Genomic DNA, 21,861 nt, shown 5'->3' on the forward strand with positions numbered 1-21,861 from the left:
ATCGGAAAGCCTGCCTGATGGGGTGAGGCGGCGCGAGTCCTACAGCTGGCGACTTCTGGCGCTGGCGGAAATTCGCCACCCCAGACTCACCCCCTAACTGCGTTCAAGCCCAGTCCTGCTGTCGATGCATCAGCTGCCGAGGGCCCGAGACGGTGGAGCGCCCGCGAATCGGCGGCAAAAACAGGCGGTGGAGGAGCACCCGGTCTCCGGGGAACAGGAGACGACTCGGCTCGGTTGAGTGAGTCCCGACGGCAGGAACGGACAGCCCGCTCCCGGCCAGAAGGGAGAACCCCCGGCAATGACCTCCGAGGACGAGCAGCAGGCGAGCGCTCCGCCCGCAGTGGCTGCAGACCCCATCCGTGGCGTGACCCGGGGCACCGCCCCGGCCCCGCTCTCCATCCTCGACCTCGCGACCATCGGCGCCGGTCACACGCCGAGCGAGGCGCTGGAGGCCACCACCGAGCTGGCACGCAACGCCGAGCGCTGGGGTTACCACCGCTTCTGGGTCGCCGAGCATCACGGGATGCCCGGAGTCGCCAGTTCCACCCCGGCCGTGCTGCTGGCCCACCTCGGCGCGTACACCCGCACCCTCCGGCTCGGTTCCGGTGGCGTGATGCTGCCGAACCACGCGCCGCTGGCGATCGCGGAGCAGTTCGGGCTGCTGGAGTCGCTGCACCCGGGCCGGATCGACCTCGGCCTCGGCCGGGCGCCCGGCACCGACCAGGCCACCGCCCGCGCGCTGCGCCGGGGTGTGGCGGAGAGCCCGGACGACTTCCCGCAGCAGCTCTCCGAACTCCTGCACTTCATGGACGGTGACTTCCCGGACGGGCACCCGTACGCCAGGCTCCGCGCCGTTCCCCAGGGCGACGGCCGGCCGCCGGTCTGGCTGCTCGGTTCGTCCGGCTTTAGTGCGCAGCTGGCAGGGCGGCTCGGCCTGCCGTTCGCCTTCGCGCACCACTTCAGCGCGGCCAACACCGTCCCCGCGCTCGACCTCTACCGCTCGTCCTTCCGCCCCTCCGCCGTGCTGGACGAGCCGTACGCGCTGATCGGGGTGAGTGCGGTCGCGGCCGACGACGAGCGCCAGGCCAGGCGGTTGGCCCGCTCGGCGGGACTGGCCATGCTTCGGCTGCGCAGGGGCACACCCGGGCTGATCCCCACCCCGGACGAGGCGGAGCAGTACCCGTACAGCCCGGCGGAGTCCGAGTTCCTGGACAGCTGGCTCGCCAACGTGGTGCTCGGTGCGCCGGGCGAGGTGGCCGACGGGCTGGAGGCGCTGCGGAAGCGGACAGGCGCCCAGGAGCTCATGGTGACCTCGCACATCCACGGCCACGCCGCGAGGCAGCGTTCCTACGGACTGATCGCCGAGGCGTACGGCCTGACGGCTGGTACGGCCTGACCTTGCGGACGGGTCTGACCGCGCATACGCCCTGACGGCGGCAGGAGAACGGTCGGAGTGTCGCCCGTGATCGCCGCCAGCAGGGGCTGACAGCCGGTCACACCGAGCGGACGCGACCCTCGCGCAGTATGGTCGCGATCCGCTCGGCCTCGCCGGGCCGGGCGAAGTACCAGCCCTGGGCGGTGTCGCAGCCGGTGAGGCGTAGGCGTTCGGCCTGGGAGGCGTTCTCGATGCCCTCGGCCGTCACGGTCAGGCCGAGCGCATGCGCCAGCTGGACCATCGCGCCCACGATCTGCTCGTCCGCGTCGGTGCGCCGGAAGCGGCTGTCCGGCCGTCCGCCCGGAGCCGGGTCGCGGAATCCCTCGATGAAGCTGCCGTCGAGCTTGAGCACGTGCACCGGCAGTCGGGAGAGGTATGCGAGGTTGGAGTAGCCGGTGCCGAAGTCGTCGATGGCGATCCGGATGCCCATGTCCGCCAGGGCCTGGAGCGCCTGGACCGGGCGGCCGCCGGGGCCGAGCACCGCGCTCTCGGTGATCTCCAGCTGGAGCAGTCGGGCGGGCAGACCGGTGCTCTTCAGCGCCTGGGCGACATCGGCCACCACGTCCGAGTCCCAGATCTGACGGGCTGCCAGGTTGACGCTGACGAAGGTCTCGGCGTCGGGGAACTCGAGCAGCCAGCGCTTGGCCTGTCGGCAGGACTCCTCCAACACCCACTTGCCGAGTGGCACGATGGCGCCGGACTCCTCGGCGAGCGGGATGAAACGGTCGGGGGAGAGCGTCCCGTACCGGGGGTGCCGCCAGCGGACCAGCGCCTCGGCGCCGTGCACGGTGCCGTCGGCCAGCCCGACCAGCGGCTGGTACTCGACGGTGAACTCGCCGCGTTCCAGTGCCGGTCGCAGCGCGGTGGCCAGTCGCTGCCTGGTCAGCTGGTGGGCGCCTCGGTCCGGGTCGTAGAGCGTCCAGCGGGCCCGGCCGTCGGCCTTGGACCAGTACAGCGTGGCGTCGGCGTCCTTCAGCAGGTCGGTCGGCGTGGTCTCGACGATCTGCCGCTCGACCACCCCGACGCTCGCGGTCACCGCCAGCTGCTGGCCGGCCACCTCGAACGGATCCTCGAGCGTCTTGATCAGCTCGGCGGCGAGCGCGGTCAGTTGCTCGCTCCCGTCGCTGTCGCAGACCAGTACGGCGAACTCGTCCCCGCCCAGCCTGGCCACCAGCCGTCCCTCCTCGCGGGCGAAGCCGCGTTCGAGCCGTGCCGCCACGGCGACCAGGAGCTCGTCGCCGACGTGGTGCCCGAGGGTCTCGTTGATCGCCGCGAAGCCGTCCAGGTCCACGTAGCAGAGGCCGATCCGCCGCCCCTGGGCCGCCGACCCGGTCAGCTCGGCGAGCCCGTCCGGGTCGCCCAGCCTCGCCAGCCCGTCCAACCGGTCGAGCCGGTCCAGTGCGGCGGGATCGACGGAGCCGGCCAGGTCGCCCAAGGTGCCGGCGTCGAGGTCGGCCCCACTGAGGTCGGCCCCACTCAGATCGGTCGCGTCGAGGTCTGTCGCGTCGACGTCTGTCGCGCCGAGGCCCGTGCTGAGGCCGGACGTGCTGAGGCCGGTCGGGGCGAGCACGGCCGCCTCGGTGGGTCCGCTCGTGCCGAACTCGAAGACGGTGTTGAGCCGTTCGAAGAACAGCGTGCGGTTCGGCAGCCTGGTCAGCGGGTCGTGCATCGCCTGGTAGGCGAGCTGGTCGCCGAGCAGCCGCTGCTCCGTCACGTCCTCGACCATGGCGAGGGTGTACAGCGGGTGCCCGGCACCGTCCCGGATCAGCGAGATGGTGACGTTGCTCCAGACCACGCGGCCCTCGCGGTGCTTGAGCTGCTTCGCCACCCGCAGCCGGTCGCGATCGCCGCGGATCAGCTCCAGGTACAGCTGCCGGGGGCTGTCCTCGGGGTCGATGATCTCGTGGATGTGCGTGCGCACCAGGTTCGGCGCCTCATGGCCGATCATCGCGGCGAAGGCGGGGTTGGCCTCGATGATCCGGTCGTCGGGGCCGATCAGGGCCATCCCGATCCCGGCGTCGGCGAAGGCCGCACGGAAGCGGGATTCACTGGCCTGGAGAGCGTCGACGAGCGAGTCCGGGCTGCTACCACCCAGGCTCAGCGGTCCGGAGCAGACCGGGCAGGTGCGGTCGGCTCCCTCGTTCCGACCCGGCACGGCATGCTCCCGTCCGCTGCTGTTGCTGCTCCCGCCGACCGCACCGCAGTGGCCGGCTCACCGCTCTGTGAGGCCCTCGACCTTCGGTCGGCGTTCGGTGCCGGGAACGCCGGGTGGAGGGCGTTCGGCAAGGAAGCAGGGCACTGCGGTGATCATAGGACGCCCGCAGTTGCAACGGCGACCGCCGCCAGGGTGATTCGTCAGGTTTCGTAGCAACCGTGCTGGTACGTGACGGCGCCCCTGGCACACATCCTGAGATGCACGTCAGGGGCGCACGCGCCCCCCTCCGCACTTCTCGTCAGACAGCATTACTTATCCGACGAAAGTAGACAGACGGAGAGTCAATTCGACGGAGAGTCAGCCCGACGGGCAGTCAATCCGACGGAAAGTCAGGGGGCGGGAGTCGAAGCAGAGGGGCCGGAGCCCCATCGGGCGAAAGAGACGGTGAGCAGCGTCAGGCGAGCTTCGCGGTCAGGGTGATGGTGGTGCCGGTCAGCGCCTGGCTTACCGGGCAGTTGGCCTTGGCGTCCTCGGCGGCCTTCACGAAGGCCGCCTCGTCGAGGCCGGGGACCTGGCCGGTGACGGTCAGGTGGATACCGGTGATCCCGGTGCCCGGCTGGAAGGTGACGTCGGCCTGGGTGTCCAGTGCGGTGGGCGGAGTGCCCGCGCCCGCCAGCCCGTGAGAGAGCGCCATCGAGAAGCAGGCCGAGTGCGCGCCCGCGATGAGCTCCTCGGGGCTGGTCTTCCCGTTCGCGGCCTCCGCACGGGCGGGCCACGAAACCGGGAACTGGCCGATGCCGGAGGAGGCGAAGGTGACCTCGCCCTTGCCTTCGAGCAGGTTGCCTTCCCAAGCGGTGCGAGCGGTACGGGTGGTTGCCACGATCAGGTACCTCCTGTGCTGGGGGACTACTGGTCCGTCGATCCGGTCATGCCGCGCCCAGCCTACGTGGCGAGCGCCACACGGAGTTCGGAAAGCCGGTTACCGCTCCGACCGGAGTGTCCACATGGCGGACGAAGGTGACACACTCCGGGATCGCCAGGTGGCCGCCCTGTTAGATTGCCAGAGCCCAGTCAGCGAGCTCCGGAGCCACCCCGATGACGGATCAGCCCACGAATTCCGCCGCCACCACCGCCGGTTCCACGGCCGGTTCCGTGGCTGCCACCGGTGCCGCAGCCGATGGGAACGGAGGGATCGCCGAGTCGGTCCGGGCCGAGCTGGTCAGCCTGCGCGAGAGCATCGACAACATCGACGCCGCCGTCGTCCACATGCTGGCCGAACGGTTCAAGGCGACGCAGCGGGTCGGCCGGCTCAAGGCCGAACACAAGCTGCCGGCCGCCGACCCGGCCAGGGAGCGGGCCCAGATCGCCCGGCTCCGTGAACTCGCCGCGGGCGCGCACCTGGACCCGGTCTTCGCGGAGAAGTTCCTGAACTTCATCATCGCCGAGGTGATCAGGCACCACGAGGCGATCGCCCAGTCCTGAGGCGTCCGGGGTACGCCCGGCGGCCCCATCCGGCACCCGCTCGGGAGCCAGGCGAGATCCGCGAGGGAGCCATGTGGCACCCGCCATGGAGCCACGCGGGACCCGCCCGGAAGCCCGCTCCGTCGGGCGTGGCCAAATGTCTGATTTCGCGACAGTTCCAGTGCGGCGTTAGCGTGCTGTTCTCCCCGGATACCCGGAAAGGCAGGACAGCGCGATGGCCAGGAAGTCCCAGCCCCGAAAGCCCCACCCCGAGAAGCAGTACGGCGCCAGGCGCGCCCCGCAGCCGGGTTCCGGCCCGCAGGCGGCCTGATCCGTGACGCTTCCACAGTCCGGCCCGGCGGTCGACACGTCGACCCCTGCCACCGAGCACCACGCACCGCACCACCTCGGCGGGACCAGCGGCAGGGCCACCGGAAAGGCCACCGGACGCCGCCGACGGCTGCCCTGGTGGGCCGAGTTCCCCGCGATGATCGTGCTCGGCCTGGTGATCGCGCTGGCCATCAAGACCTGCCTGTTCCAGGTGTTCAGCATCCCGTCCGGTTCGATGGAGAACACCCTGCGGATCGGCGACCGGGTGGCCGTCAACAAGATGGCGCCACTGCTCGGCTGGGAGCCCAGCCCCGGCGAGCCGGTGGTCTTCAAGGACCCGGGCGGGTGGCTGCCGAAGCAGCCGGCCGGCGGCAACGCGTTCTCCGACGCGGTCGGCAGCACACTCAGCTTTGTCGGCCTGCTGCCGCCGAAGGACGACAACTACCTGGTCAAGCGGGTGATCGCGACCGGTGGTGCCACCGTTCAGTGCACCGGCAGGACGCTCACGGTGAACGGTGCGCCGGTCTCCGAGCCGTACCTGCACCCGGGCGACGACTCCTGCTCGGGGCTGGACTTCGGCCCGGTCACCGTCCCGCAGGGGTACCTCTGGGTCGAGGGCGACCACCGCAGCGACTCCGCCGACTCCCGCTACCACCAGGGCGGCCCGGGTGCCGGTGCCGTCCCGGTCTCCGACGTGGTCGGCCCGACCTCGGCGATCGTCTGGCCGCTGGCCCACGCGGACTGGTTCGGCTGGGTCGGCAAGTAATCCCCCCCGGCGGGTCACCCCGGTCAGCCCCGGTGCCCGCCCGCCGCGCTCCGCTCGGCAGGCGGGTCCGTCGGCTCTCGGAGAGCCACCGGCTCAGGAAGGGCCACCGGCTCCGCGAGGGCCACCGACTCCGCCAGCTGTGCGAGACCCACCGGCGCCGCAAGGTCGGCGGCGTCCGCCGGCTCCGGGCCGGGCTCGGCGGGCCGGCTGGTCTGAGCGGTGAAGGCGCCGATCAGCACGAGCGCGCCGCCGACCAGCTGCCAGCCGCCGAGCCGTTCGCCGAGCAGGAACCAGGCGGCGACGGTGGCGACCACGGCCTCCAGGTTGGCCACCACGGCGGCCACCGCCGGTGAGAGGAACTGCACCGAGACCACGCCGGTCAGGTAGGCCAGCACCGTGGCGATCAGCACCATCCAGCCGGCCGCCAGGGTGGCGGGCAGTACCCGCCCGTTCATCACCACGTCGCCGCCGAGGACGCTCCAGTCCGCCGTCCACGGCCGGGTGAACACGGTCAGCGCGAGGGCTCCGATCAGCAGGCCGTACGCGCTGATCGCCATCGGGTCCACCGGCCTGTCGCCCTGCCGCCCGGCGTCAGCGAGCAGGAAGTAGCCCACCTGGCAGCAGGCGGCACCGAGCCCGAACAGCACGCCGAGCGCGTCGAAGGCCAGGCCGTGCCAGACCTCGACCACGCAGGCCAGGCCGGTCACCGCGACCCCGGCGCCGATGGTGGCGGCCCGGGAGACCGGCTTGCGCTGGACGAACTTGAGGTAGCCGAGCAGCAGCAGCGGCCCGAGGTACTCGATCAGCAGCGCCACCCCGACCGGGATCCGGGAGATCGAGGCGAAGTAGCAGGCCTGGACGCCCGCCACCGCGAGCAGCCCGAAGCCGACCATCAGCCGCGGCCGGCGTCGCACCGCGTCCCGGTGTTTGTACGCGAGCGGGAGCAGCACCACCGCCGCGCCGGTGACCCGGAGCCAGACCACGTGCAGCGGCGAGAGCCCGGCCTCGATCAGCGGTTTGGCCGCGGTGCCGGAGCCGCCGAAGGCGAGCGCCGAGACCAGGGCCAGCGTGAGGCCGAGCGTCCGGGGGGAGAGCCAGGACACCTGGGGGAGGGGCGGAGAGCTGTGCACCGACGCATTGTGCCAGCCCGAACCACTCTCCGGTAAGGGGTGTCCACGTCTGACGGTCCTGCCATCCGGTGTAGGCGGTCAGCCCGTCGGTACGGCCTGCTGCGAGGCGCCGCCGCCGTTCGTCGGCTCCCGGCTCGGTTCCGGCGGCGTTGGCGTCGGCGTGGGCCACCGGGTCGGGTCGGGCGACCGGGTCGGCGTCTGGGTCGGGGTGGGCTTCGGTGTGCGGGTGGGCGAGGCCGTGGCGCTCGGCGTCGAGCTGGACGGGTCCGGTTCGGCCGGGGTCGACGGCTGCTCGGCCGGGGTGGAGGCCGGCGCGCTCGGAGTGCCGGACGGCGTCGAGGAGGGGGTCGAGGCCGGCTCCTCGGCGGAGCTCCGGCCACGGCCGGCCGGCTCGGGGAAGTCGGTGACCGGCTGTCCGTCCAGCGCCGCCGCCATGTACGCGGTCCAGATCCGGGCCGGGAAGTTGCCGCCTGCCGCACCGGCGGCGCCGCCGGTCCCGTCCAGCGAGACCTGCTTCCCGCTGCCCGGCTCCTGGCCGAACAGTGCGACGGAGGTGACCAGTTCGGGCGTGTAGCCGGAGAACCAGACCGACTTGAGGTCGTCGGTGGTGCCGGTCTTGCCGGCGGCCGGCCGGTCGAGCTCCTTGGCCCGGTACCCGGTGCCGCCCGGATCGCTCACCACGCCCTGGAGCATCGAGGTGACCGTCCGCGCGGTCTCCTCGCTGACCGCCTGGGTGGTCTTCGGCGCGGGCAGCGCGACGTTCTCACCCTCGTGCTCGAGTGACTTCACCAGCCAGGGGGTGGTCTGCCGGCCGCCGTTGTCCAGGGTGGCGTACACCCCGGCCATCTCCAGCACGCTCGGGGTGGAGGAGCCGAGCGCGATCGAGGAAACCGCCGTGAGCCCAGGGGTGTCGGCGGGCAGCCCGAGGGCGACGGCGGTCTCCCGGACCTTCTCCAGGCCGGTGTCCTGGGCGAGTTGGGCGAAGGCCGAGTTCACCGACCAGTCGGTGGCCTGCTGGAGGGTGATCTGGCCGTAGCTCTTGTTGCCGTCGTTCGGCGGCGCGTACGGCGTGCCGCGACCGCCCACCACCGGCCGGTTGCTCCGGCCGTCGTACACCGTCTGTGGGGTGATGGTCCGGCCGGACTGGGTCTTCGCGCCGCTCTCCAGCGCGGCCGCGAGCGCGATCGCCTTGAAGGTCGAACCGGCCTGGTAGTCCTGCCGCGTGGCGTTGTCGATCCAGTGCTTCGTGGCGTCCTGGCCGCCGTACAGGGCGACCACCGCCCCGGTCTTCGGGTCCAGCGAGACCGCTCCGGCCTGCGCGGCCGCGTCCACCGGCCGGCTGTCCGGCTTGAGGCGGTCGGTGAGCTGCGCGCGGACGGCGGCGTCCAGGTCCTGCTGCCGCTTCGGGTCCACGGTGAGCCTGACGGTGTAGCCGCCCTGGGCGAGCTGGGCGTCGGTGAGCACGTTGTGCGTGGTGAGGTACTCGGTCGCGGCGTTCACCAGGTACCCGGCCTGGCCTGCCAGCCCGGGGGCGCTCTTCGGCTCCTTCACCTCCGGGAAGGTGATCGCGGCGCGGTCCGAGGCGGAGAGCCAGTTCTCCTGCACCATCCCGTCGAGCACGTAGTTCCAGCGGTTGGTGGCGTTCTGCTTGCCGGTGGGGGAGGCGGTGGAGACGTCGTACGCGCTGGGCGCGTTGAGCAGCGCGGCCAGGTACGCGCCCTGGGCGGCGTTCAGCTGGGCGGCGTCGATGCCGTAGTACGCCTGGGCGGCGGCCTGGATGCCGTACGCGCCGCGGCCGTAGTAGGAGGTGTTGAGGTAGCCGGACAGCACCTCGTCCTTGGTCTCGGTGGCGTCCACCTTGAGCGCGATGAAGAGCTCCTTCACCTTGCGGGTGACGGTCTGCTTCTGGTTCAGGTAGGTGTTCTTGACGTACTGCTGGGTGATCGTCGAGCCGCCCTGGGTACTCCCGCCGGTGGCGGTGGCGAACGCGGCCCGGGTCAGGCCCTTCAGGTTGACCGCGCCCTCGTGGTAGAAGTTCCGGTCCTCGGCGGCGAGCGCGGCGTGCTGGGCGTCCTGCGAGATCTTGTCCAGGCCGACGTTCTGCCGGTTGGTCTGCCCGGTCCTGGCCAGCAGGGTGCCGTCCTGGTAGAGCCAGGTGTTGCTCTGCGCGGTGGCCTGGGCGTGCGCGTCCGGCACCTTCACCAGCACCAGCCCGAGGGCGAACAGGCCGGTCCCGAGCACCGTGCAGACCAGCGAGCCGACCAGGGTGACCCGCCAGGTCGGTATCAGGCGGCGCCAGCCGGTCCGGCGTGGCCGGGACGTGCCGAGCTTCGGGAGACGGGGGAGGGGACCGTTCGGGGCACTGCGGAACAACGGGAGGCCTTTCCTGCGAGACCTGTGACGGTTGCTCACGCGGTCGGGATCAGACGATCCGTCCCATTCTGCCCCGAACGGTATGGGAGATGAAGGGACCTATGTCCCGTTTTTCCTCACATCGCGCTTACCGCCCGCCCGGCGGGATTCAAGAGACAGGCCCTAGCGCTCGGGGAGCTCGCCCTCCACGCTCAGCTCGGCGACGGTGTCGTAGAAGCAGACGTACCCGGCGATGGGCGCCACCGAGTCGATCGGCTCGGGGTAGTACCAGGCCACGTCCGCCCGGTCGCCGAACGACCAGTACGACGCCTCGCCCTTGAACGGGCAGGTGGTGTGCGTCACGCTCGGCCGGAACAGCGTCAGGTCGACATCCTCCGGCGGCAGGTAGTAGCGGACCGGCAGGCCGGTCTCGAACAGCGCCAGCGGGCGGCTCGACTTCGCGACCTGGGTGCCGTCGATCCGTACCGTCACGGTCTGCTCGGGGAAGACCAGGTCGATCCGGTGGCCCTTGGCGGGGTTCGGCATGGGGTGCTCCTCTGGTGGGTGGCCTCTCCCTCCATTGGACACCCGGCCGCCCGTTCGGGAGCGGAAACACCGGAAGGCCCCCCACCGAAGTGAGGGGCCTTCCGATCGTCTGTGCGCCGCCAGGGACTCGAACCCCGGACCCGCTGATTAAGAGTCAGCTGCTCTAACCAACTGAGCTAGCGGCGCCTGTCCGACCCCGAGAACAATACACGCTCCGAGGGGAAGCTCCGAATCGGTTCCGGCGCCCGGCCCGCGCCGGTGACTAGGCTGGCCCGGTGCCCAGCCCCGCAGCCCGCCGCCCTCGCCGCACCACGACGGTGACCGCCGTCCTCCTGCTGGTCAGCGCCCTCGCCTACACGGCCTGGGTGCTGGAGGTGGTGATCCGCACCGGGCTCGACCCGGTGCGGACGTACGTCAGCGAGCTGGCCGCCGAGGACCAGCCGCTCGGGGGTCTGTTCCGCGCCACCGACCTGGTCGCCGGGCTGGCCGTGCTGGCGGCGGCGGGCACCGCGCTGTGGCGGCTGGAGCGACGCCCCTGGGCGGTGGCCGGCTGGTCGGCACTGGCGCTGTTCGGCGCCGCCACGGCGGTGGACTCCCGGCTGCCGCTGAGCTGCACGCCGACCGCCGACCCGGAGTGCGCGGCCCGCGAGACGGCCGGCCTGGTGCCCGCCACCCACACCGCCCACGCCGTCAGCAGCAGCCTGGCCATGGTCGGCGCGATCGCGGCCGTGGTGTTGCTCACGACCGCCGCCCGACGGTACGGCTGGTGGCCGCCGCTGGGCCGGTACGGTCCCTGGCTGGTGGCCGCCGAACTGGCCGCCACCCTCTGGAGCCTCGGCGCGATCGCGGCGTTCGAGGCCGGGCACGGCACCTGGACGCTGGGCGCGGGCCAGCGTTCGCAGATCCTGCTGATCGCGGCCTGGCTCGCGGTGCTGGCCCGCGCTGTCGCCACCGGGCCGCGCGGGGTGGAGCGGTGAGCGGCGCGCGGTTCGTCCGGGTCGGCGGCCGGGCGGTGCACGCCGTGGTCTCGGGACGGGGTCCGGTGGTGGTGCTCAGCGGTGGCCTCGGCTGCTGCTGGTTCGACTGGGATCGGGTGGTCCCGCTGCTCGAACCGCACCGGACCGTGGTCCGCTTCGACCGGCCGGGCCTCGGCCTCAGCGAGCCCGTGCCCGACCGGCCCACCGCCCGGGGCGAGGCGGACCGGATCGCCGCCCTGCTGGACGCCCTGGCGGTGGACGCCCCCGTCACGGTGGTCGGCCACTCGATCGCCGCCTTCCACGTCGAGGCCTTCGCCCGGCTGTACCCGGTCAGGACCGCCGCCGTGGTGCTGCTCGACGGCAGCACCGAACCCGCCGCCCGCCCGCCCCGCGCCCCGGACCTGCGCGAGCTGACGGTCCGTATGCTCGGCGGGCTCGCCACCGCCACCGCGCTGCCGTACCTGCTCGGCCCGGCCGCCCGGCGGGTGGTGGTGGCCGCGAACACCCTGGGGCACCAGGATCCGGCGCCGGCCGAGCTGGTCCGCCGCTGCTACCGGACCAGCCGGTCGTTCCGGGCCGCGCTCGCCGAGAACACCTACTACCTGGACGTGGCGGCCGAGTTGAACCAGCTGCGCCGGGCGCTGCCGTCGGTCGGCGCGCCGACGATCGTGCTGGCCGCCTCGACCGGCCGGGGCGGGCGGGGCTGGCTCGCGGAGCAGCGGGAGCTGGCGGCACTGCTGGGCGGGGAGTTCCGCATCGCCGTCCCGGCCGGCCACCTGTTGATGCAGGACCGGCCGGGCGATGTGGCTGCGGCAGTGCTGGACGCCTCCGGCTGAGATCGGGCGCCGACGCGGTGGGTTTCAGGGCACCTGTCCGGGTCCGAGGTGTGAGGCCGGCCCTGGTGCCTGTGGCTGACGTCCGGTGCCGGAACGGGGGCTCTCAGGGCGGCCTGCCACGGTGTGAGGTGCAGAGCGGGGCAGGCCGTCCGGGGCTGAGGTGCGGGTTCGAACTGGTGGGCCTCAGGGCTGTTGTCCCGGTGTGATCTGCATGTGATCTACGCCCAAAAGGCCACGTGAAAGGCCCAAATATGCTAGCCGCAAAGTCTGTTGAGTCCCCGTCAGAGTGAATCGAAAAACCGGCTATGCTACTCCCGCCCAGCCCCGCCCACGCCGTGCCGGTCACGGTGGGCGAGGACCGGAAAGGCCCCTCCCAGGCCGGTACGCGGCTCGTATGTCCGTACACCTTCCGACAGTTGAGGACGCTGATGCTTGGTGCTGGAGAGACGCCCGCAGAACTGCGCCCCCCGCGCGCACTGGGGTGGCTCCTGCCCACGGTGTTGACGGCGGCCGCGGCCGTCGTCGCCACCTTCCTGATCGCCAAGGAAGCCCGGCCGGCCGTCGGTTGGTGCGGCGCGGTGGCCACGCTGGCGGTCGCGCTGGTGGCGGCCGAGGCGGGCCGCCGGGGGCGCGCGCTGACCGCGCTGCGTGAGCGGTCGGCCTGGCAGGAGGCCGAGCTCAGAAGCCAGTTGGCCGTCCAGGAGGCGGAGACCGCCCAGCTCGCCGAGATGCTGCCGCACGCGGTGGCCCGGCTGCAGGCCGGTGAGTTCCTGGAGGACGTGCTGCGCGAGCTGGCCCCCGGGACCGGTTCGCCCGGGTTCCAGCAGGCCAGGCAGGCCGTGCTGCGGACGGTGCTCGAAGCGGTCGACGCCGAGGAGGGCCTGCGCGAGTCGGCCCAGCGGGCGTTCGTGAACATCGCCCGCCGGGTGCAGGCGATCGTGCACCGGCAGGCCCAGGACCTGCGCGAGATGGAGGACCGGCACGGCACCGATCCGGCCGTCTTCGACGATCTGCTCCGGCTGGACCACGGGAACGCCCTGGTCGGCCGGCTGGCCGACTCGATCGCCGTACTCGGCGGGGCGCGGCCGGGCCGCCAGTGGAGCAAGGGAGTTCCGCTCTACAGCGTGCTGCGCGGGGCCATCTCGCGGATCCTGGACTACCAGCGGGTCGAGCTGCACCCGGTCTCCGAGGTCGCCGTGGTCGGCACCGCGGTCGAGCCGCTGATCCACGCGCTGGCCGAGCTGCTGGACAACGCCACCCGGTACTCGCCGCCGCACACCGACGTGCACCTCACCGCGGTCGAGGTGCAGACCGGCATCGCGATCGAGATCGAGGACGGCGGCCTGAGCCTGAGCGAGGAGGGCCGGGCCCGGGCCGAGCGGATGCTCCGCGAGGCGCAGGAGGGCATCGACCTCAACGACCTCGGCGAGACGCCCCGCCTCGGCCTCGCCGTGGTCGGCCGGCTGGCCCAGGCGTACGGCTTCCAGGTCTCGCTGCGCCCCTCCGCCTACGGTGGCGTGCGCGCGGTGCTGATCGTCCCGCAGGACCTGCTCACCGCCACCCCGGCCACCACCGAGCGGGCGCACGGCATCGGGGTGGCCTCCGGGCCGCGCCGGGCACCCGCCGTGGCCCGTCCGGCCCTGACGGCCCGGCACGCGGTGACCGCCCAGGCGGCGGTCCGGCAGCCGTCGGGACCGCAGCCCTGGGAGAGCGAGCAGTACCCGGCAGTGACCGAGCGGGCCGCCAACGGCCTGCCGCAGCGCCGTCGGCACGCCGCGGCGAGCCGCCCGCTGCCGGTCCCGCAGGCCGCCCCGGCGCCGGAGCCGGAGCAGCCCGGGATGTGGCTGGCGGCGTTCGCCAACGGTGTGAACGGCCGGCCGGACCCCCACAGTGACGAGTCCTCAGGTAAGGGTGAGCAGTGATTCAGCAGCGGGGCAACATGGACTGGATGCTCAAGGAACTGGCCGAGGGCGTACCGCAGACCCGGCACGTGGTGGTGCTGTCCTCGGACGGGCTGCGGATGGCGCAGTACGGCACGGACACCGACACCGCGGACCGGCTGTCCGCCGCCTGCGCCGGACTGCAGAGCCTGGCCACCGCGATCGGTTCCGAATTCCCGCACGGGGACGGCCGGATGCGGCTGGTGGTGATCGAGACCACGGGCGGGTTCTTCTACCTGATGGCGGCCGGCGCCCGCGCCTACCTCGCGGTCCTAGCCGACCAGGGCGTGGACGCCGGACTGATGGGCCAGCGGATGCGCGACCTGGTGGCCCGGATCGGTGAGCATCTGAGCACACCCCCGCGCCATGGTGAGCAGGTCGCATGACCGACCCTGGCGCGGACTGGGAGGCGGGTAACCCTGAGCGGCTGTACGTGATCACGCGTGGACGCAGCGGGCTGACCGAGCGGGTCGTACTGGATCTGGTCACCCTGATCGTCGCCAAGGCCCGTCCGCAGCCGGCGATGCAGCCGGAGCAGGCGGCGATCCTGCGGATCTGCGAGTCGCCGCTCTCGGTGGCGGAGGTCTCCGCCCATCTCAACCTGCCGATGAGCGTGGTGACCGTGCTGATCGCCGACCTGCTGACGGATGACCGGGTCGAGGCCCGGGCCCCCGTCCCGAAGGCCGAACTCCCCGACCGTGCCCTGATCGAAGCGGTGATGAATGGACTTCAGAAGCTCTGATCCCAGCGGCCCGAGCGGCACCGACCTGCTGCCCGCCACCGCCGCCACCGCCGTCAAGGTGGTGATCGTCGGCGGCTTCGGGGTCGGCAAGACCACGCTGGTGGGATCGGTCAGCGAGATCCGTCCGCTGACCACCGAGGAGACCATGACCCGGGCCGGCGCCGAGGTGGACGACGCCACCGGTGTCGAGCGGAAGACCTCCACCACGGTGGCGATGGACTTCGGCCGGATCAGCATCTCCGACGAGCTGGTGCTCTACCTCTTCGGCACCCCGGGTCAGCAGCGGTTCTGGTTCCTCTGGAACGGCCTGTTCGAGGGCGCACTCGGCGCGGTGGTGCTGGTCGACACCCGCCGCCTGGAGGTCAGCTTCGACGTGATCGGGCGGCTGGAGGAGCGCGGCGTGCCCTTCGTGGTGGCCGTCAACACCTTCCCGGAGTCGCCGAGTTACCCGATCGACGAGCTGCGCGCGGCGCTCGACCTGCCGGACGAGGTGCCGATCGTGGGCTGCGACGCCCGCAGCCGGGGCGCCAGCCGCGACGTACTGCTCGCCCTGATGCGTTACCTGTACACGCTCAGCACCTGACGTCTGTTCACACTCACTCCCGGAGACAACCCGTGACCACCCCCGACGGCCAGCTCACCCCGCCGCCCGGCTGCCCGGCCCACGGCCTCGGCACCGACCAGATACGGCGGCTGTACGGCCCGGAGGCCGAGGCCGACCCGAGCGGTCTGTACGAGAAGCTGCGCGCCGAACACGGCTCCGTGGCGCCGGTGCTGCTGCACGGCGACCTGCCTGCCTGGCTGGTGGTCGGCCACTCGGCCAACCTGACCGTGATGCGCAACCCGTCCCGGTTCTCCCGTGACTCCCGGCGCTGGACGGCGTTCCAGCAGAACCAGGTGGCGATGGACTCGCCGCTGATGCCGGTGCTGGCCTGGCAGCCGCTCTGCCTGTTCGCGGACGGTGCCGAGCACCGCCGGCTGCGCGGAGCGGTCACCGACGCGCTGAACCGCTTCGACCGCCGGGGCATGCGACGGTACGTCACCCGGTTCGCCGACCAGCTGATCGACGGCTTCACCGGCCGCGGCACGGTCGACCTGGTGGGCGAGTTCGCCGAGCACCTGCCGATGCTGGTGATGACCCAGCTGATCGGCATGCCGGACGAGTACGGCCCGCAACTCGTGGTCGCCGCCCGGGACATGATGCTCGGCACCGAGACCGCGATAGCCAGCAACGAGTACGTGGCCACCACGCTCCGCCAGCTGGTCGCCCGCAAGCGGACCGAGCCGGGCCACGACCTGGCGAGCTGGCTGATCCAGCACGAGGCCGGGCTCTCCGACGACGAGCTGATGGAGCACCTGCGCCTGGTGCTGCTGATGGCCAACGAGTCCACCGTGAACCTGATCGCGGACACCCTGCGGATGGTGCTCACCGACAGCCGCTTCCGCGCCAACCTCTCCGGCGGTCACATGACCCTGCCGGACGCGCTGGACCAGGTGCTCTGGGACAGCCCCCCGCTCTCGATGATCCCCGGCCGCTGGGCCACCATCGACACCGAGCTCGGCGGCCAGCAGATCAAGGCCGGCGATATGCTGCTGCTCGGCCTGGCGGCCGGCAACGTCGACCCCGAGGTGCGTCCCGACCTGGACACCCCGCTCTACGGCAACCGCTCGCACCTCGCGTTCAGCGGCGGCCCGCACGAGTGCCCCGGCCAGGACGTCGGCCGCGCGATCGCCGAGACCGGAATCGACATCCTGCTCACCCGGCTGCCCGACCTCCAGCTGGCGGTCGCCGAGGAGGAGCTGCGCTGGAGCGGCGCCTGGCTCGCCCGCCACCTGACCGGGCTGCCGGTCACCTTCACCCCGGGCCGCGCGAAGCCCGCCGCGCCCGCACCCGCCGCGCCCGCACCTGCTGCGCCCACGCCCGCTGCGCCCGCCGCAGCCGTTCCGGCTCAGGCCGTCGCCCCGGCCGCCGTCCAGGCCCCGGCCCCGCGCCGCAGCTGGTGGCGTCGGATCTTCGGCCGCCGCCAGGGCTGACAGTCGGCCGACGGACGAAGGAAGGCCCCCGCCTCGGCGGGGGTCTTCCGCGTGTCCGGGCCCGGGATTGCGCGCCCGCGCGGCAGCTCCGGACTGCCCAGCGGTAGTCCAGACGGACTCTAGCAACTGCCCCGACCCTGTGACCGGCGTGCTGGAACGCCCATGTGACCGGGGGAATCGATGACGGAGCCAGTGACCTTCGCCGAAGTGCTGTCGCGGCAGGCGGTGGAGCGGCCGGAGCAGGACGCCTACCTGTTCCTGCAGGACGCCGGGCGGGGCCGGGGAGCGAGACCCGCCGACCTGGACGGGCTGCGGGCCGAGCCGCTGACCTACCGACAGCTCGATCTGGCCGCGCGCAGGGTGGCCGGCTGGCTGCTGGAGCGCGGCCTGAACCGGCGGCACGTACTGATCCTCCAGCCCGACGCCCAGCGCTTCACGGTGGCCTTCCTCGGCTGCCTGTACGCGGGTGCGGTCGCGGTGCCGGCGCCCACGCCCAACGGCCGTCACACCCGGGACAGCCGGGTGCTCGGCATCGTCAAGGACGCGGCGGTGGCCCTGGTGCTCACGGACCGTCAGTCCGCGCCCGCGATCTCGAGACTGCTGGCGGAGTCCGGCAACACCCAGGTCCCCTGCCTGGCCCTGGACGGCGCCGAACTGCCCGAGGCCGAGGGCCTGCACCTGCCGGCGGCGGATGCCGACGACCTGGCCGTCCTGCAGTACACCTCCGGCTCCACCAGCGAACCGCGCGGCGTGATGGTGACCCACCGGAACCTGCTCGCCAACCAGCGCCAGATCGCTGCCCTGCTCGGCACGACGGCGGAGTCGCGGATCGGCGGCTGGCTGCCGTTCCACCACGACATGGGCCTGGTCGGTCAGTTGCTGCACCCGCTCTGGGTGGGCGGCACCGGGGTGCTGCTGGCGCCCGAGGACTTCGTCCGGCACCCGGTCCGCTGGCTCCAGGCCGTCGGCCGGTACGGGATCACCGTCAGTGGCGCGCCGGATCTGGGCTACGACCTCTGCGTCCGCCGGGTGACCGACCGGCAGTTGGAGGGCCTCGACCTGTCCGGCTGGCGGACCGCCGTGAACGGGGCCGAGCCCGTCCGGGCGGACACGCTGCGGGCGTTCGCCGGGCGCTTCGGCCCGGTCGGTTTCAACCCCGACGCCTTCGTGCCCGCGTACGGGCTCGCCGAGGCCACCCTGCTGGCCTTCGGACGCCCGGCCGAGCCGGGCGGGGCAGGGTCGGTCGAGCGGGTGGTGGACGCCGGTGCGCTGGAGCGGCACCAGCTGAGCGACCCGCTGCCCGGCGGTCCGGTCCGCACCCTGGTGAGCTGCGGCCGCCCCGGCTCCACCGGCCTCGACCTGCGGATCGTCGACCCGCGGACCCGCCGGACGCTCGACGAGGGCCAGGTCGGCGAGGTGTGGGTGCGCGGCGAGAGCGTGGCGCAGGGGTACTGGAAGCGTCCGCTGGAGACCAACCGGGCGTTCCGGACGGCCACCGCCCAGGGCGAGACGGGCTTCCTGCGCACCGGTGACCTCGGGGTGCTCCGCGACGGCGAGCTGTTCATCACCGGCCGGATCAAGGACCTGCTGGTGGTGGCCGGCCGCAACCTCTACCCCCAGGACATCGAGCGCACCGTGCAGAAGGTCAGCAGCCTGTTCGGCTCGGCCGTGGTGTTCGCGGTGGAACCGGACCGCAGTCACATGGTCGTGGTGCAGGAGGTCCGGACGGGCAGCCGCTACGACCTCGACCTGCCCGCCCTCAACCTGGCCGTCCGCAGGTGCGTCTCCCAGGAGTTCGAGGTCAGGGCGGGCAGCGTGCTGCTGGTGCGGCCCGGGACGGTCCGCCGGACCACCAGCGGCAAGCTGGAGCGGTCCGCGATGCGGCAACTCTTCCTCGCCGGAAGGCTGCAGGCGCTCCACCAGGTGGTCGAACCCGAGGTCGCGCAGCTGGTCGGCGCCACCCCGACGCATACGGAGGCACCCTGATGACCCTGTCGACGGCCGAGGCCCCCACGGCCACCGAGCTGGACGTGCAACGACGGCTCGCGCAGCTGGAGGAGGGCTTCGGCGACCCGTGGGACCCGGCCAACCCGTTCGGTCACAGCGCCGTGCTGGCCGCCGACGAGCGGTCCGAACTACCGAGTGCGGCGGTTGAGTTGCTGCACCGGATCGGGCTGAACGCGGAGTTCGTACCCGAGCGGCTCGGCGGCAGGTTCGACCGGGTGGACGTGCTGGCGCGGATGCTGCGCCCGGTGTTCCGCCGGGATCCCTCGCTCGGCGTCGGCCACGGCGCCGGCTCCTTCCTGGCGGCGATCTCGGTCTGGGCGGGCGGCACCGAGCGGCAGCAGCGCCAGGCCGCCGAGGTGCTGCTCGGCGGCGGCAGGCTGGCCGTCGCCTACCGGGACCTGGCGCACGGGAACGCCTTCCTGCGGGACGAGTTCAGCCTCAGGTCGGAACCGTCGGGCCGGGGCCTGCGGCTCGACGGCGCCAAGCGGGTGATCGTCAACGCCGCGCACGCCGACGCCCTGGTGATGTTCTGCCGCACCGACACCCGTCCGGGCAGCCGGAGCCACTCGGCCGTCCTGCTCGACCGGGCGACCCTGCCCGCCGACCGGGTGCGCGACCTGCCCAGGTACCGGACGGTCGGCCTGCGCGGCTGCTGGATGAGCGGTCTCGGCTTCGAGGACTGCCCCGTCCCTCGGGACGCCCTCCTCGGCGGCTGGGGCGACGGTGTCGACCTGGCGCTCAGCTCCTTCCAGCTCACCCGCAGCGTGCTGCCCTCGATGGTGCTGGCCGGCTGCGACACCGCACTGCGTACCGCCCTGCGGTTCGCCCTCGACCGGGGCGTCAACGGCCGCCCGGTGATGCGCAATCCGCAGGCCAGGGCCAGTCTGGCCGGCTCCTTCGCGGACCTGCTGGTCTGCGACAGCCTCGCCCTGGCCGCGACCCGCGGCGTCCACCTCCACCCGGTGGCCACCGGCGTCTACGCGGCGGCCACCAAGTACCTCCTGCCGATCCTGCTCAGCGACCTGGTCTACGACCTCTCGGTGCTGCTCGGCTCCAGCCTGTACGTGAAGGAGGGGGAGTACGGGATCTTCCAGAAGCACGTCAGGGACCTGCCGATCACCAGCCTCGGGCACTCCGGCACGGCGGCCTGCCAGTCGACGATCATCCCCCGGCTGCCGGTGCTGGCGGACCGGGCCTGGTTCGCCGAGCACCAGCCCGACCCGGCGCTGTTCCGGATGCAGGACGACCTGCCCGCACTGGACGTGACCCGGCTGGGCGCGGTCGGCGACAGCGACCCGCTGGCCGCCGAACTGGTGTCGGCCGCGGCCTGGTTGGAGCAGTCCGAGGAGGGCGGCGAGCACCGGGACGTCCTGCGGGTGCTGGCCCGGTCGCTCGTCGCGGAGCTGCGGCAACTCCGCTCGGCCTGCCGGGAACTGTCGGTCCAGGACCGCAACGGCCTGGCCAGCCCCCGCAGTTACGCGCTGGCCGACCGTTACACGCTGCTGCTCGCCGCCGCCGCCGCACTGGGGGTCTGGCGACACCAGCAGGGCGGCCCCGAGACCTTCCTGGGCCGGTCGGCCTGGCTGGTCACCGCCCTGCTGAGGATCTGCCGACGGCTCGGCGCCGGTCTGCCTGACCGCGCCCCCGGCGCCGACGACCAGGTGCTGGAGGAGCTGCTCCGCCGCTACCGCACGGGGGGCAGCTTCGACCTGTACGACTCCCAGACCGCGGCCCGCCCGGCGTCCTGAGAGGACCGGCGCCCGAGACCACCACCCGGAGGGACCGAACATGACGATTCATCGGAACGGCCGCCAACTGACCGGCCCGAGCCCCGGCGCGGTGCTCGACCGGCCGGTGCGGGGGCTGCTGGAGCTGGTGTCGGCGGAGGTCGCCGCCGTGCTGGCCGACCAGGCCCCGGAGCCGGCCGTCCTGGCGGACCCCGACGCGCGATTCTACGACGACCTCGGGTTCGACTCGGTGATGCTGATGCAGCTCAAGTACCGGATCGAGAACCGTCTCCCGGAGCTCGGTGAGCTGTCGCTCTCCGAGATGGTGGGCAGCCTGGTGAGCGTCACCACGCTGGTCGAGTACCTCACCGACCTCACGGACCTCGCCGACCTGCCCGACCCGCACGGCTTCGCCGACCTCGCCGGGGAGGGTCGCCCGTGATGCCGGCCACCGTCACCGGAGCGGCGGTCGGTGAGCCGATCCGGGTGACCGGCCCCGAGGGTCCGTGGGAGGCCGTCCGGGAGGCGCTCGCGATGCGCGGGAGTGCCGTCCTGGTGTCCCGGCTGGGTGACTGGCTCCCGGCGGGGGAGCCGGACCCGGTCGCCGGGGCGTCGGCGGCGGAACCGGACGCGCCGTCAGGTGGCTCCGTCGAGCCGTCGGAGCGGGACGTCGCCGTGCTCGGCCGCGACTGGGCCCGCTACCAGGCCATGTCGCACGAGCAGGTCAGGTCCCGCTTCCTGGCCTCCCGGCTGCTGCTCAAGCACGCGGCGGGCAACGCGCTCCAGGCCTCCCCCGAGACGGTCGACCTGGCGTACAAGCTGGGCGGGCGGCCCTACCTGCGGGGCTGCGACCAGGTCGACATCAGCCTCAGCCACACCGAGGACCTGCTGGTGGTCGGCCTGACCCGCCGGGGCTGGATCGGCGTGGACGCGGAGCTGGAGAGCCGTCGGCTGCTCGGCACGGGGGCGGAGAAGCAGATCTGCACCCCGCACGAGATCGCTCGGCTGGAGGAGCTGCCGGAGGAGCGGCGGAACCTGGCACTGGTGCGGCTGTGGACGCTCAAGGAGGCGTACAGCAAGGCGATCGGCCAGGGCCTGCGGTTCCGGTTCACCGAGTTCGGCTTCACGCCGACGGCGGGCGCCGATCGGGTCCAGGTGCTGCGTCCGGACGGCTCGCCCGGCACAGGGGACGAGTGGAGCTTCGGCACCTGGGCGGTGGACGACGGTGCCTACACGGTGAGCGTCGCCCTGTTCGACGCGGGTTTCGGCGACACGGCCGACATCGCGGCCCGCACCATGCTGGACGACGGTCTGCTGGACGCACTGAGCGGTTACCGCCGGGACGGCGGTGACGTGACGCGGCGCCTAAAGTGATCCTTTTGCCGGTCGCCCTACACTCGCTCATCTGACGGTTGTTCGTCGG

The 21,861-nt window shown here is 72.6% G+C and carries 19 protein-coding genes and 1 tRNA gene; 14 read left to right on the forward strand and 6 right to left on the reverse strand.

The window, feature by feature from the left end:
• The first annotated feature begins 298 nt into the window (after positions 1-298).
• The gene (locus ACKUU6_RS21325; RefSeq protein WP_407990158.1) at positions 299-1,396 is read left to right on the forward strand and encodes an LLM class flavin-dependent oxidoreductase; all 1,098 of its coding nucleotides are present in this window, start codon (positions 299-301) and stop codon (positions 1,394-1,396) included.
• Between the two features lie 97 nt (positions 1,397-1,493).
• Here ACKUU6_RS21325 and ACKUU6_RS21330 read toward each other — a convergent pair whose 3' ends face one another.
• A complete protein-coding gene (locus ACKUU6_RS21330; RefSeq protein ID WP_407990159.1) occupies positions 1,494-3,590 on the reverse strand; it encodes a putative bifunctional diguanylate cyclase/phosphodiesterase in 2,097 nt (698 codons plus the stop codon).
• Between the two features lie 454 nt (positions 3,591-4,044).
• Entirely contained in the window at positions 4,045-4,470 is a 426-nt protein-coding gene (locus ACKUU6_RS21335) for an OsmC family protein (RefSeq protein WP_407990160.1), read from the reverse strand.
• Between the two features lie 215 nt (positions 4,471-4,685).
• Between ACKUU6_RS21335 and ACKUU6_RS21340 the strand changes: the two genes are divergently transcribed.
• A complete protein-coding gene (locus ACKUU6_RS21340; RefSeq protein WP_407990161.1) occupies positions 4,686-5,072 on the forward strand; it encodes a chorismate mutase in 387 nt (128 codons plus the stop codon).
• 313 nt (positions 5,073-5,385) lie between these two features.
• A complete protein-coding gene (lepB, locus tag ACKUU6_RS21345) occupies positions 5,386-6,147 on the forward strand; it encodes a signal peptidase I (RefSeq protein WP_407990162.1) in 762 nt (253 codons plus the stop codon).
• Between the two features lie 23 nt (positions 6,148-6,170).
• On the opposite strand, the gene ACKUU6_RS21350 is transcribed toward lepB, so the two are convergent.
• The 4 genes from ACKUU6_RS21350 to ACKUU6_RS21365 all read right to left on the reverse strand — a co-directional run bounded on the left by ACKUU6_RS21350 (position 6,171) and on the right by ACKUU6_RS21365 (position 10,361).
• Positions 6,171-7,277: an EamA family transporter gene (locus ACKUU6_RS21350; protein ID WP_407990163.1), complete on the reverse strand. Its 1,107-nt coding sequence runs from the start codon at positions 7,275-7,277 to the stop codon at positions 6,171-6,173.
• Between the two features lie 78 nt (positions 7,278-7,355).
• Entirely contained in the window at positions 7,356-9,650 is a 2,295-nt protein-coding gene (locus tag ACKUU6_RS21355; RefSeq protein ID WP_407990164.1) for a transglycosylase domain-containing protein, read from the reverse strand.
• A 162-nt stretch (positions 9,651-9,812) separates the two neighbouring features.
• Positions 9,813-10,175: a DUF427 domain-containing protein gene (locus tag ACKUU6_RS21360; protein ID WP_407990165.1), complete on the reverse strand. Its 363-nt coding sequence runs from the start codon at positions 10,173-10,175 to the stop codon at positions 9,813-9,815.
• 112 nt (positions 10,176-10,287) lie between these two features.
• Positions 10,288-10,361 (reverse strand) — tRNA-Lys (locus ACKUU6_RS21365).
• Between the two features lie 89 nt (positions 10,362-10,450).
• Here ACKUU6_RS21365 and ACKUU6_RS21370 point away from each other — a divergent pair.
• From ACKUU6_RS21370 to ACKUU6_RS21420, 11 genes are all read left to right on the forward strand, one after another.
• Positions 10,451-11,152, forward strand: a complete 702-nt coding sequence (locus ACKUU6_RS21370; RefSeq protein ID WP_407990166.1) for a DUF998 domain-containing protein — start codon at positions 10,451-10,453, stop codon at positions 11,150-11,152.
• Positions 11,149-11,988: an alpha/beta fold hydrolase gene (locus ACKUU6_RS21375; protein ID WP_407990167.1), complete on the forward strand. Its 840-nt coding sequence runs from the start codon at positions 11,149-11,151 to the stop codon at positions 11,986-11,988. Before ACKUU6_RS21370 ends, ACKUU6_RS21375 begins: the two co-directional genes overlap by 4 nt.
• 428 nt (positions 11,989-12,416) lie before the next feature.
• The gene (locus ACKUU6_RS21380; RefSeq protein ID WP_407990168.1) at positions 12,417-13,910 is read left to right on the forward strand and encodes a sensor histidine kinase; all 1,494 of its coding nucleotides are present in this window, start codon (positions 12,417-12,419) and stop codon (positions 13,908-13,910) included.
• A complete protein-coding gene (locus ACKUU6_RS21385; RefSeq protein ID WP_407990169.1) occupies positions 13,907-14,314 on the forward strand; it encodes a roadblock/LC7 domain-containing protein in 408 nt (135 codons plus the stop codon). Before ACKUU6_RS21380 ends, ACKUU6_RS21385 begins: the two co-directional genes overlap by 4 nt.
• The gene (locus tag ACKUU6_RS21390) at positions 14,311-14,670 is read left to right on the forward strand and encodes a DUF742 domain-containing protein (protein WP_407990170.1); all 360 of its coding nucleotides are present in this window, start codon (positions 14,311-14,313) and stop codon (positions 14,668-14,670) included. The genes ACKUU6_RS21385 and ACKUU6_RS21390 overlap by 4 nt, the downstream gene beginning before the upstream one ends.
• Entirely contained in the window at positions 14,651-15,253 is a 603-nt protein-coding gene (locus ACKUU6_RS21395) for a GTP-binding protein (RefSeq protein WP_407990171.1), read from the forward strand. Before ACKUU6_RS21390 ends, ACKUU6_RS21395 begins: the two co-directional genes overlap by 20 nt.
• Before the next feature lie 32 nt (positions 15,254-15,285).
• Complete coding sequence (locus ACKUU6_RS21400; RefSeq protein WP_407990172.1) at positions 15,286-16,704, forward strand: cytochrome P450; 1,419 nt, start codon at positions 15,286-15,288, stop codon at positions 16,702-16,704.
• A 180-nt stretch (positions 16,705-16,884) separates the two neighbouring features.
• Complete coding sequence (locus tag ACKUU6_RS21405) at positions 16,885-18,690, forward strand: fatty acyl-AMP ligase (protein WP_407990173.1); 1,806 nt, start codon at positions 16,885-16,887, stop codon at positions 18,688-18,690.
• On the forward strand, positions 18,690-20,459 hold the full coding sequence (locus tag ACKUU6_RS21410) for an acyl-CoA dehydrogenase family protein (protein WP_407990174.1): 1,770 nt from the start codon (positions 18,690-18,692) through the stop codon (positions 20,457-20,459). Before ACKUU6_RS21405 ends, ACKUU6_RS21410 begins: the two co-directional genes overlap by 1 nt.
• Before the next feature lie 40 nt (positions 20,460-20,499).
• Positions 20,500-20,880 carry an acyl carrier protein gene (locus tag ACKUU6_RS21415; RefSeq protein WP_407990175.1) on the forward strand — a complete coding sequence of 127 codons (381 nt, stop codon included), beginning with the start codon at positions 20,500-20,502 and terminating at the stop codon, positions 20,878-20,880.
• The gene (locus tag ACKUU6_RS21420) at positions 20,880-21,812 is read left to right on the forward strand and encodes a 4'-phosphopantetheinyl transferase family protein (protein WP_407990176.1); all 933 of its coding nucleotides are present in this window, start codon (positions 20,880-20,882) and stop codon (positions 21,810-21,812) included. Before ACKUU6_RS21415 ends, ACKUU6_RS21420 begins: the two co-directional genes overlap by 1 nt.
• Positions 21,813-21,861: the final 49 nt, after the last annotated feature.

Origin of the sequence: Kitasatospora sp. CMC57, from assembly GCF_045866025.2 — a bacterium.
Classification (GTDB): domain Bacteria; phylum Actinomycetota; class Actinomycetes; order Streptomycetales; family Streptomycetaceae; genus Kitasatospora.

What these genes read in the sequence shown, in the direction of transcription:
- ACKUU6_RS21405 (WP_407990173.1), top strand. Translation starts at nt 16,885, where the DNA reads ATGACGGAGCCAGTGACCTTCGCCGAAGTGCTGTCGCGGCAGGCGGTG.
- ACKUU6_RS21325 (WP_407990158.1), top strand. Translation starts at nt 299, where the DNA reads ATGACCTCCGAGGACGAGCAGCAGGCGAGCGCTCCGCCCGCAGTGGCT.
- ACKUU6_RS21420 (WP_407990176.1), top strand. Translation starts at nt 20,880, where the DNA reads ATGCCGGCCACCGTCACCGGAGCGGCGGTCGGTGAGCCGATCCGGGTG.
- ACKUU6_RS21390 (WP_407990170.1), top strand. Translation starts at nt 14,311, where the DNA reads ATGACCGACCCTGGCGCGGACTGGGAGGCGGGTAACCCTGAGCGGCTG.
- ACKUU6_RS21360 (WP_407990165.1), bottom strand. Translation starts at nt 10,175, where the DNA reads ATGCCGAACCCCGCCAAGGGCCACCGGATCGACCTGGTCTTCCCCGAG.
- ACKUU6_RS21395 (WP_407990171.1), top strand. Translation starts at nt 14,651, where the DNA reads ATGGACTTCAGAAGCTCTGATCCCAGCGGCCCGAGCGGCACCGACCTG.
- ACKUU6_RS21380 (WP_407990168.1), top strand. Translation starts at nt 12,417, where the DNA reads ATGCTTGGTGCTGGAGAGACGCCCGCAGAACTGCGCCCCCCGCGCGCA.
- ACKUU6_RS21415 (WP_407990175.1), top strand. Translation starts at nt 20,500, where the DNA reads ATGACGATTCATCGGAACGGCCGCCAACTGACCGGCCCGAGCCCCGGC.
- ACKUU6_RS21410 (WP_407990174.1), top strand. Translation starts at nt 18,690, where the DNA reads ATGACCCTGTCGACGGCCGAGGCCCCCACGGCCACCGAGCTGGACGTG.
- ACKUU6_RS21340 (WP_407990161.1), top strand. Translation starts at nt 4,686, where the DNA reads ATGACGGATCAGCCCACGAATTCCGCCGCCACCACCGCCGGTTCCACG.